This is a genomic window from Aeromonas sp. 1HA1 (genome assembly GCF_029237385.1).
Taxonomy (GTDB): Bacteria; Pseudomonadota; Gammaproteobacteria; order Enterobacterales; family Aeromonadaceae; genus Aeromonas; species Aeromonas popoffii.
This window is the reverse complement of the sequence record NZ_JAACGC010000099.1, coordinates 1-10,820: the sequence shown is the minus strand read 5'-3', so window position 1 is coordinate 10,820 and position 10,820 is coordinate 1. Positions and strand designations below refer to the sequence as shown.

Here is a 10,820-nt window from a genome sequence, read left to right as displayed (position 1 = left end):
GAGCCTCGGGCTCCGTTTTGTATTTATCACCGCAGATGGAACTCGGCGGTGCTCTTCCAATGCACAGCTTGGTTGCCGTAACGGGTGGTACAAACGCTTGTTGGCAAGGGAGCGGGAAGAGCGCGAATCGCGTTCCGTCCGGGATTGATAACGTATTGAAAAACGGAGCCTCGGGCTCCGTTTTGTATTTATCACCGCAGATGGAACTCGGCGGTGCTCTTCCAATGCACAGCTTGGTTGCCGTAACGGGTGGTACAAACGCTTGTTGGCAAGGGAGCGGGAAGAGCGCGAATCGCGTTCCGTCAGGGATTGATACTGCATTGAAAAACGGAGCCTCGTGCTCCATTTTTGCGTTTATTACCCTTAGCTGCATCACAACGGGGGCCGAAAGGCCCCCGTTTTGTTTTGCTGTCTTTTACCTGTCAGATCATGGCCTAGCGTTGCAGGGCGGCCAGTGCCAGTTCGATCCGCTTGGCGTACTCGGGGTCGGCCTGCTCGAAGTGCTTGAGCTGGGCCGCGACGATGGCGTCATCCTCCACATTGATGAGGGAGCGCGCCAGGTTGGCGGCGAGCCGTGAGCGCTGCCCCTCGTCCATGATACGGAACAGCTTGCCCGGCTGGCTGTAGTAGTCGCTGTCGTAGTCACGAAAGTCGTAGTGCAGGGCGGCCCCTTCCAGACTCAGTGCCGGTTCGTGCTGCTCGCTCGGCTGCTGGGTGCCGAAACGGTTCGGCTGATAGTTGGGGCTGGCGCCGCCATTGCTGTCCGCTCGCATTGCACCATCACGATGGGCACCGTGATGGAACGGGCAGCGTGGGGCGTTGACCGGCAGCAGGCCGTGGTTGACGCCGAGGCGATAGCGCTGGGTGTCACCGTAGGAGAAGAGTCGTCCCTGCAACATACGATCCGGCGAGAAGCCGATACCGGGCACTACGTTGGCCGGGGTGAAGGCGGCCTGCTCCACGTGGGCGAAGTAGTTGTCCGGGTTCTGGTTAAGCTCCAGCACGCCGACCGGGATCAGCGGGTAGTCGCTGTGCGGCCACACCTTGGTGAGGTCGAACGGGTGGATGTTGTAAGTCTGGGCATCGGCCTCCGGCATCACCTGCACATAAACCTTCCAGCGCGGGAAGTCGCCCTGCTCGATGGCATTGAACAGATCCGCCTGGCTGGTCTCCCGATCCTGTCCAACGACATTGGCCGCCTCTTCATCGGTATAGAAGCTGTGGCCCTGCTCGGTCTTGAAGTGGAACTTGACCCAGAAGCGCTCGTTGGCATCGTTGATAAAGCTGAAGGTGTGGCTGCCGTAGCCGTTCATCTCCCGCAGGCTCTTGGGAATGCCACGATCGCTGAACAGTATGGTGACCTGATGCAGGGATTCCGGATGGCGGGACCAGAAGTCCCAGGCGGCGGTGGCGCTGCGCAGGTTGGTGCGCGGATCCCGCTTCTGGGTGTGGATGAAGTCGGGGAATTTCAGCGGATCGCGGATGAAGAAGACCGGCGTGTTGTTGCCCACCAGATCCCAGTTGCCCTGCTCGGTGTAGAACTTGAGGGCGAAGCCGCGTACGTCCCGCTCGGCATCGGCGGCACCCTTCTCACCGGCCACGGTAGAGAAGCGCAGGAAGACCGGGGTCTGCTTGCCGATGGTGTTGAACAGGTCGGCCTTGCTGAATTGGCTGATGTCGTGGGTCACGGTAAAGGTGCCATAAGCGCCCGAGCCCTTGGCGTGAACCACCCGCTCCGGGATCCGTTCCCGATCGAAATGAGCCAACTTTTCCATCAACCAGATATCTTGCATCAGGACTGGGCCGCGCGGGCCGGCGGTGAGGCTGTTGTTGTTGTCGACGACGGGGGCGCCGTTGGCGCTGTGCAGGGTCTTGTCAGTCATGGCTTCTCTCCTTGTTGATATGGGGCCAGCCTACGGATCTGCGCTGTGATGGGCCAATGGGCTTTTCCTAGCCCTTTGATAGGCAAGACAAATGGGTGCGGGGGGATTTGTCTTTAGCGCTCGCGAGTTTGGTCAGCAGCAGCAGGTCGTGCAGAGGGGATTAATCCTTATAGCGGCTGAATAAACGTCGCCTTCAACTGCTGGCGAGTGTGGCCAGCAAGGGGATGAGGGCGAGCAGCAAGAGGTTGCCGCGCAGGATCCAGATCACCCAGAACTGCTCTGCTGGATGGAGACCATGGGGGCCCGACCATGACGCAGGGAGCGGCGCCAGCGATAGAAGAGGTGGCTGGGATAGCCAAAGCTGATGACCATCAGGCAAAACAGCAGCAGCTTGGTGCGATAACCGGGGTTGGCGAGCAGTACGGCGGGCTGTTCGGAGTGGGCGAGCACCAGCAACACGCCCGTGATGAAGATGAGCAGCAGGGCCAGCGCCGCCAGGCCGTCGGCCAGCAGCAGCTTGCGTACCTGTTCGATGGACATGCCGCGCCGGAACAGAAAATACTCGGAGGTGATGGCCCCGGTCAGGATAATCACGGCGCAATAGTGCAGCGCCATCAGCAGGTCAGGGTTCAACATCTGTGTCGCTTACCTCTTGTTGAGCACATAACCCGCTTCCTTTTGGACGCCATCCCGTGGTGCTGATATTCTGACACTACCTCGTGTCTGACGGTAGCAGGAGTCAGGGTTGGATAAGCGTGTTGTCCCCAAGAAAGCCTGGTCTCTGGTTGCCCGGATGCGGCTGGGGTTGTTGCTGTTGTTCATTCCCGTACTGATGCTGGGCGGCATCTACTATCTGCACATGGAACGCAGCCTGCAAAACGAGTTGCAGCAGCGTCTGCTCGCCACCAATCACCAGTTGCGTCACGTCTTCATCGAGCCCTATCTCCAGGAGATGGAACGGCAGTTTACGCTTATCTACGACCATGTGAAGGTGGAAGATATCAGCGGCCCACACCTGCACAATACCGAGAGTTATCTGAAGACATGGCAGCTCTACAAAGGGATGATGGCCGACCTGCTCTATATCTATGTCGGCACGGCCGAGCGCCAGATGCTGATCTATCCCCAGTGGGAGGCGGATGCCAATTTTGATCCCAGGGTGCGCCCCTGGTATCAGCTGGCCAGCCAGCATTTGGGCAAGATGGTCTGGACCGAGCCCTACTATGACTACACCAATGGCAATCTGGTGATCGCCCTGGCGCGGGCGCTGACCGATGCCAGCGGCAAGGTGCAGGGGGTGTTTGCGGTCGATGCCATCCTGGCACCATTCTCGGCCCAGCTGAACCGCCAGGCGGACAACGGTTACCAGATGATCGTCAATCAGTCCGGCAAGGTGCTGGTGCACCCGGATCCCGCTCAGTTGCTCAAGCCGATGGCCCATCCCCAGTGGCTCTCCCGCTTCAATCAGGGGGATGGCATCTTCCTGGACAAGGCTTCCCAGCTGTTTGTGGCCTACAGCAAGTTGCCTGAGCACGACTGGGTGCTGATCAGCGTGCAACCGGCGGCCAGTGTCCAGGCCGCGATCAACAGGGTTTCCCTCAACGTGCAACTGATGGTGGTGCTGGCCTGTGTGCTCTATCTCGTGCTGGCGCTGGTGTGGTCCCGCAACTTTCGCCGCATGCTTGACGAGATCGCTTCCATGATTCGGGCCAGCCGGACTCAACCCGATGATGTGCCCCAAGGCGGGATGCGGGAGCTCAAGCACGTTTACGCCGAGCTGGCCGAGGCGAGCAAGGATTATCACGAGGCCCGCCAGCAGGCCAATCTGGACAAGCTCACTGCGCTCTACAACCGCCGTTTCTTTGACGAACGCCTGACCCGATTGCAGCTTGAACAGCTGCCCTTCTGCCTGGCCATGGTCGATCTCGATGACTTCAAGCAGGTCAATGACAACTATGGCCACCAGACCGGAGACGTGGTGCTCAAGCGGGTGGCTCAGCTGGCCCGGCTGCTGTTGGGGGATCATGGCTGGGTCTGCCGTTACGGCGGGGAGGAGCTGGTGGTGCTGATGGTCAACCCGGACCCCCACTTCTGCCTGCTGCTGCTGGAGCAGTTCCGCAAGGCGGTGGAGTCACTGGACTGGCGCGAGCCTGGCCTCAAAATCACCTTGAGTGGCGGGCTGGTGGCCAGCCATGGAGTGACGCACGGCAAGACGCTGCTGGAGGTGGCGGATGCCGAGGTCTATCGCGCCAAGCGTGATGGCAAGAACCGCATCTATCTGGGCACCCCGCAGGAACTTGTGGCCGGATAGGGGATCTTGCCAACAGGCTGGCGGTTGAGTAAAGAAGAGGCCCGAGGGCCTCTTCTTCATTTAGCCGTTCAGTTGCCAGTCCAGGGTGGGCCAGTCGTGTTCGGCGGCGATCTGACGCAGGCTGGGAGCCGGGTTGACCGCATGAGGATGGCTCACCGCCCGCAGCAGTGGCAGGTCGTTGTGGGAGTCGCTGTAACCAAAGCTCCCCTGCCAGAGGTTGTCGTCTCCGGCGAAGAGCTGGTGGATGCGGGCCACCTTGCCCTCCCGAAAACTCAGGGTGCCGCGAGTCTGGCCGGTCAGCATCCCCGCCTCCTCATCGAGCAGGATGGCAACGCAGTGATCCATCCCCAGCATCTGCGCCATGGGCGCCACCAGATGTTCGCCGGAGGCCGAGATCAGCACCAGCTCGTCCCCTTGCTTGCGGTGCCACTCGATGCGCGCCAACCCCTCGGGGTAGATCCGCGCCCGCAGCACCTGCTCGGCGAAGCGGTGGCACTGTTGGCTGAGCCACTGACGTGACTTGCCTGCCAGCGGCTGCAGGGTGAAGGCCATGTACTGGTGCATGTCCATCTTGCCCTGATGGTAGAGGGACATCATGGCCTGCTCTTCGGCAATCATGTCCGCCGGGGCCTGCTCCTGGGCCACCATGTACTCCAGCCAGAGGCTGGCGGAATCCCCGGCAATCAGGGTCTCATCCAGATCAAACAGTGCCAGTGCCATGACGGCTCCTTGGGTTGGTGACCGGCATCATGATGCCGGTCGAAAACAGAATGGGATACATGGCTTTATGCTACCTCACACAGCTGATCCCGGGCCACCACCAGGGTCACGGCGCTGCCGGTTGCCAGCAGATCGCCGGCAGAGCGGTTGAGGCAATCCACCGTCAACAGCCCCGCCTCGCACGCCACCTGATAGCGGATGACGTTGCCGAGCAGCTGTTGCTGACTCACTATGCCGGGCAGGCTGGGCTCGCTGCTGGTCGCCCCTGCGGGCAGCAGGGTGATGGATTCTGGGCGCAACGCCAGCTTGCCCTGAAAATGGGGGCCGAACAGCGACTTGCCCTGCTCGGCGCCAAGCAGGTTGTAGTTGCCGATAAAGCTCGCCACAAACTCGCTGGCAGGGCGGGTGTAGATCTGCTCCGGCGTGCCGCTCTGCACGATGGCTCCCTTGTTCATCAGGAAGATCCGATCCGACAGGGTGAGCGCCTCCTCCTGATCGTGGGTCACGAAGATGGTGGTGAGCTCAAGGCGCTGCTGGATCTCGCGGATCTGCTGGCGCAGGCTGCGGCGGATGCGGGCATCCAGCGCGGAGAGCGGCTCGTCCAGCAAGAGGATCCTTGGCCGCACCACCAAAGCCCGCGCCAGCGCCACCCGCTGGCGCTGGCCGCCAGAGAGCTCACCCGGATAGCGGCGCTCGAAGCCGGTCAGCTCCACCAGCTCCAGCGCTTCCTGCACGCTGGCCGCCAGCTCCCGCCCCGGCTGGGGCTTCATCTTGAGGCCGAAGGCGACGTTGTCCCACACCGTCATGTTGGGGAACAGCGCATAGCTCTGGAACACCATGCCGATGCCCCGTTTCTGGGGCGCCTGCCAGGTAATGTCTTCACCGGCCACCCGCACCTGACCGCCATCCACCTGGGTGAGCCCGGCCAATGCCCGCAGCAGGGTGGACTTGCCGCAGCCGGAGGGGCCGAGCAGGGTCACCAGCTCCCCCTTGCGAATGCCGAATTCGATCCCCTCGAACACCGGGGTATCGCCGTAGGATTTGTGCAGTTGATTGACTTCTAAATGAAACATCTTGGATCACCGATGAAATCTGTTGGCCGCCAAGGTGAGCAGCAGGGTCAGCAGGAAGTAGCTCATCACCAGCGCACTGGTGAAATGGCCCGAGGTGGCGCGCATGTTGTAGAGGTAGACCTGCAGGGTCTCGTAACGGGTGCCTACCAGCATGTTGGCAAACACGAACTCGCCGAGCAGGAAGGAGAGCGAGAGAAACAGCGCCGCCAGCAATCCCTTGCGCAGGCAAGGGATCACCACCAACAGGAAGGCGCGGCGACTGCTCGCTCCCAGCAGGTGGGCAGCATCCATCAGGTCCTTGAGCGGCACCCCTTGCAGGCTGTTGGCCAGCGCCCGGTACATAAAAGGGAGCACCACGGTGAACCAGGTGCCGATCAGGATCCACGGCGTGCCGACGATGGGCAGGGGGCCGTCGGCGTAGATCTGCAGCAGTCCCACCGAGGAGACCACGGGCGGCACCGCAAAGGGGAGCAGGATCAGCAGGTTCATCCAGGGATCCAGCTTGGGGAAGTAGTAGGCCACCACCAACACGGTGGGCACCAGCACCAGGGTCCCCAGCAGCAGAGTGGCGAAGCAGACCAGCAGGCTGCGGCCAAACGCCGCGAGAAAGCGCGGATCGCCCAACAGCTTCAGATACCAGTCGAGGGTGAAGCCATCCGGCAGCATGGTCGCCCCCCAGCGGGTGGAGATGGAATAGAGGAAGGTGGCCAGCAGCGGCAGCAGCAGGGTGGCGACCAGCGCCCCCAGCACCCACTTTGGCCAGCGCGGTGTCAAATCATGCATCTTGTCGTCTCCCGCCAGGATGAAGACCAGCTGCACCCAGCTTGTTCAATCCAGTACAGGGTGTCAGGTCATGCATGGGACTGCCCCTTGTTCACATAGCTCTTTTTCAGCAACCACTGGTTGGCAGCCGTCACCACCCCCAGCAGCACCATCAGGATCACCGCCAGCGCCGCCGCCATATTGGGCTCGAGGAAGATGTCGCCGGAGACCAGACTGGCCACCCTGATAGTCACCAGATTGAAGTTGCCGGTGGTGAGGGCGTAGGCGGAGGCATAGGCACCCACTGCGTTGGCAAACAGGATGATCAGGGTGCCGAGCAGGGCGGGCGTGAGCACCGGCAGCGCCACGTGCCACACATACTGACGCTTGCTCGCCCCCAGCAGTGCCGCAGCCTGCGGCCACTCATCCTGCAAGGCATCGAACGCCGGATAGAGCAGCAGCAAGGCGAGCGGGATCTGGAAGTAGGTGTAGATGAGGATGAGGCCCGACCCCGAGTAGAGGTTGAAGCCGTCGATCCAGCCCCAGGATTTCAACAGCAGGGTAACGGCGCCGTTGATGCCGAGAATGATGATGAAGGCGAACGCCAGCGGCACCCCGCTGAAGTTGCCGGTCATGGTGACAAACGCCAGCAGCAGCCGTTTGACCCGCTCGCCGCTGTGGCGCAGCGCCGCCGCACCCAGGGTGCCGATGGCAAGCCCCGTCAGACTGGCGATACCGGCGATCCGCAACGAGTTGGCGAAGGATTGCAGATAGAAGGGGGAGCTCAGGATCTCCCGGTAGTAGTCGAGGCCCCAGCCATCGGGGGTCTGAAAGCTGCCCACCAGCACCCACACCATGGGGGCGAGCTGGAACAGGATCATCAGCAGGATAAACGGCAGCAATACCAGCGCGGGCAGCCAGTGACGGCGCACCCGGCGCCGGGTTACCACGGGTTGATCCAGCAGGATCTCGGTGGTGGCGGGCATCATCAGTGCACCTCACGCATAAAGGCCGCCTTGAGCAGCGGGGGAGCAACCGGTTTATCGTGGGGAACGCCCAGCAAGTCGGCCATCAGGGCGCAAAGTTGGGTCTGGGCGATAACAACGCCATCCGGCCAGTGTTCGATAAAGGCATCGCCAAACAGCCAGAGCGGCACGGTGCGCTCCTCGGGCAGGGTGCCGCCGTGGCTTAAGTCGTTGTTCATACCGTGATCCGAGGTGATCACCACCTGATACCCCTCTGCTAGCCACTGGGGCAGCAGATCGGCCAGCAGGCTGTCCATCCGGCGCGCCTGATTGCGGTACTGGCGCGAATCGAGGCCAAACTGGTGGCCAGCGTCATCCACCCCCATCGGGTGGATCAGCAGAAAGTCGGGATCATGTTGGGTTCTGAGCCACTCGCCATCCATCAGCAGATGGCTGTCGGGGTAGGCGTCATCCCAGTAGAAGCAGCCGTGCTGGATCGGCAACTGCTCGTCATGGGTGTAACGATCTCGCAGCGCCAGCCAGGGGCTGCGGTTGTAGAGTTCGCTCACCCAGTAATAGGCCGCCGCTGCGGTGCGTTTACCCGCGGCGCGGGCCAGATGGAAGATGGCGTCGTGCTGGCTCAGGCGACTCACCCCGTTGTGGGTGATGCCGCTTGCCACCGGCGGCACGCCGGTCAGGATGCACTCGTAGAGCGGTCGGGAGAGGGAGGGCAGGGCACAGCTCAGGGTCGTATACAAGCCGTGCTTCGCCTCCACCATGCCACCGAGGTAGCCCATGGTGTGGGCTACCTCGGCTGCCAGACCATCCACAAGTACCACTATCACCTTGTGTTGCACTGGATTCCCTTACTGCATGTTGATCATGACGGTTTCTTGCCACTGGCGCGGCAGGGCTTTGGAGCTCTGCTCCCAGGCAGCATGGTCGCTGACCGGCTTGGCATTGGCATACTGCTCGGCTGGCAGCAGCTTGGCCTTCACGTCATCCGGCAGGGTCACGTTGCTGCGGATGGGGCGGGCATAGCCACGGGCCAGGTTGATTTGACCGGCATCGGAGAGGATGTATTCCCGCGCCAGCTTGGCGGCGTTGGGGTTCTTGGCCCACTTGTTGATGATGGTGGTATAACCGGCGATGACGGAGCCGTCGCTCGGGATCACTACCTCAAACTTATTGGGGTCAATCTGGTCGCGGTAGTTGAGGGCGTTGAAGTCCCACAGCACACCCACTTCCACTTCGCCCTTCTCGATATTGGCGATGGTCGGGTCATTCAGCGACAGACGACCCTGCTTGGCCAGCTGGCCGAACAGCTCCAGCGCGGGCTTGAGGTTCTTCTCGCTGCCGCCGGTGGCATAGGCCGCCGCCAGCACGCCGTTGTTGGCCTGGGAGGCGACACCCACATCACCCAGCGTCACCTTGTAGTCACCACCCAGCAGGGATTGCCAGCTGGTGGGGGCTGCCTTGACCAGATCCTTGTTGATCAGGAAGGCGATGGTGCCGGTATAGGCCAGCATCCAGTGACCGTCCGCATCCTTGGCCCAGTTGGGAATGTCTGCCCAGGTGGAGGGTTTGTAGGGCTGAGTGACCCCCTGCTTGACCGCCACCGGACCGAAGGCGCCGCCCACGTCACCGATATCGGCGGTGGCATTGGCCTTCTCGGCGGCAAACTTGGCGATCTCCTGCGCCGAGCTCATGTCGGTATCCTGATGCTTGATGCCGTAGATGCTGCCCAGCTGTTGCCAGGTATCCTTCCAGTTGGCCCAGCTGTCGGGCATGCCGATACTGCTGAGCTGGCCTTCGCCACGGGCGGCCTTTTCGAGATCCGCGATATTTTCGGCGGCAAACAGTGGTTGGCTGATGGCCACCAGGGCCAGTGCACTTGCGATCACGCTTTTCATTATCCCATCCTTCTGGACTAGGTCAGTTAAGGTTCGAGAGGGATGCTAGAGGGGAAATATGACGGTGGCGGGGCGCTTTGATGGCAGTTTGATGACAATCGCCCTGTCACGCCGCTGTCATCCGGAACGGTTACAACTCAGGGTCGACAGCCGCTGGTCTACTCCAGGCGGGTGCAAACCGGAATGACCAACAGGGATATGAGTGTGACCGAGCCGAGATTGAGCGAGCAGATATTGAACGAACAGAGAATGGCCGATGGCCGCTCCTCCTCCAAGTGCGAACAGATTTGCCAGACCCTGCGCCGCTATATCGGCAGCGGCCAGCTGGTGGCGGGGCAGCAGCTGCCCGCCGAACGGGCGCTGAGCGAGCGCTTCGCCACCACCCGCATCACCATCAAGGAGGCGCTCTCCAGCCTCGAAGCAGACGGCCTCATCTACCGGGCCGAGCGGCGTGGCTGGTTCGTGGCACCGCCTCGCCTCACCTACGATCCTGCCATCCACACCCACTTTCACCAATGGATCGGCGAGCAGCAACGCACCGCCGAAACCCGGGTGCTGGCCCACGGCAGCGAGCTTGCCAGCAGCGAACTGTGCCGTTGGATGGGGCTGGATCCCTTCACCCCGCTCTATGAAATCCGTCGCCTGCGGCTGATCGATGGGCGACCTGTGCTCCATGTCAGCCACCACCTGCTGGCCAGCCGCTTTCCCGATATCGCCAGTGCGCCGCTGGCCAGCTCCCTCACCGAGCTCTATCAGCAGCGTTATGGCATAGGCCAGGGCGGGGCGAGTATGGAGATCACCCCCTCGGCAGCACGGGGCGCCATCGCCCGCGCTCTCAATCTGGCGGAGGGGAGTGCCGTGCTGCGGCTGGTACGGGTCAACTATGACGAGCGAGGGGGGCTGGTGGATTGTGATATCGAACACTGGCGGCCAGATGCCATCCGCATCTGTCTCGATACCCGGGCGTTGCAACCCATCATCGCCAAAGCGCAGCCCGTGCAACTGGCAGAGTAGCCACGCTCAGGCTCACGAGCAGACGCGGATCCCGCAGGATCCGCCGTGATCAGTGTAAGCGCCGTTAAATCGACCTACTTGCCTTTACCGTATTGCGCCACTTTTTTTGCAATCGGCTCCAGCGGGACGTTCCATGGCAGCAGGGCTTCGAGCTTTTCCAGGGTATCGGCCTCGCCAAT

The 10,820-nt window shown here is 61.9% G+C and carries 9 protein-coding genes and 1 pseudogene; 2 read left to right on the top strand and 8 right to left on the bottom strand.

The features are described from left to right. Positions 1-434: 434 nt before the first annotated feature. Entirely contained in the window at positions 435-1,883 is a 1,449-nt protein-coding gene (locus GWQ22_RS19755) for a catalase (RefSeq protein ID WP_275931394.1), read from the bottom strand. A gap of 193 nt (positions 1,884-2,076) precedes the next feature. Beyond that, a pseudogene (locus GWQ22_RS19750) lies at positions 2,077-2,519 on the bottom strand (DUF2214 family protein). A 109-nt stretch (positions 2,520-2,628) separates the two neighbouring features. Between GWQ22_RS19750 and GWQ22_RS19745 the strand changes: the two are divergent. Beyond that, on the top strand, positions 2,629-4,194 hold the full coding sequence (locus GWQ22_RS19745) for a sensor domain-containing diguanylate cyclase (RefSeq protein WP_275931392.1): 1,566 nt from the start codon (positions 2,629-2,631) through the stop codon (positions 4,192-4,194). Positions 4,195-4,254: 60 nt separating this feature from the next. On the opposite strand, the gene GWQ22_RS19740 is transcribed toward GWQ22_RS19745, so the two are convergent. The 6 genes from GWQ22_RS19740 to GWQ22_RS19715 form a co-directional block, all read right to left on the bottom strand. Next, positions 4,255-4,914: an HAD family hydrolase gene (locus GWQ22_RS19740; RefSeq protein WP_275931391.1), complete on the bottom strand. Its 660-nt coding sequence runs from the start codon at positions 4,912-4,914 to the stop codon at positions 4,255-4,257. Between the two features lie 65 nt (positions 4,915-4,979). Next, a complete protein-coding gene (locus GWQ22_RS19735; RefSeq protein ID WP_275931390.1) occupies positions 4,980-5,987 on the bottom strand; it encodes an ABC transporter ATP-binding protein in 1,008 nt (335 codons plus the stop codon). A 6-nt stretch (positions 5,988-5,993) separates the two neighbouring features. Further along, on the bottom strand, positions 5,994-6,770 hold the full coding sequence (locus GWQ22_RS19730) for an ABC transporter permease subunit (protein WP_275931389.1): 777 nt from the start codon (positions 6,768-6,770) through the stop codon (positions 5,994-5,996). A gap of 68 nt (positions 6,771-6,838) precedes the next feature. Beyond that, complete coding sequence (locus GWQ22_RS19725; RefSeq protein WP_275931388.1) at positions 6,839-7,738, bottom strand: ABC transporter permease subunit; 900 nt, start codon at positions 7,736-7,738, stop codon at positions 6,839-6,841. Further along, on the bottom strand, positions 7,738-8,571 hold the full coding sequence (locus GWQ22_RS19720) for an alkaline phosphatase family protein (protein WP_275931387.1): 834 nt from the start codon (positions 8,569-8,571) through the stop codon (positions 7,738-7,740). The genes GWQ22_RS19725 and GWQ22_RS19720 overlap by 1 nt, the downstream gene beginning before the upstream one ends. 9 nt (positions 8,572-8,580) lie before the next feature. Continuing rightward, positions 8,581-9,627 (bottom strand): ABC transporter substrate-binding protein, encoded by a 1,047-nt coding sequence (locus GWQ22_RS19715; protein WP_275931386.1) that lies wholly within the window; start codon positions 9,625-9,627, stop codon positions 8,581-8,583. A gap of 183 nt (positions 9,628-9,810) precedes the next feature. Between GWQ22_RS19715 and GWQ22_RS19710 the strand changes: the two genes are divergently transcribed. Further along, positions 9,811-10,641 carry a UTRA domain-containing protein gene (locus GWQ22_RS19710; RefSeq protein ID WP_275931385.1) on the top strand — a complete coding sequence of 277 codons (831 nt, stop codon included), beginning with the start codon at positions 9,811-9,813 and terminating at the stop codon, positions 10,639-10,641. The last annotated feature ends 179 nt before the right edge of the window (positions 10,642-10,820 follow it).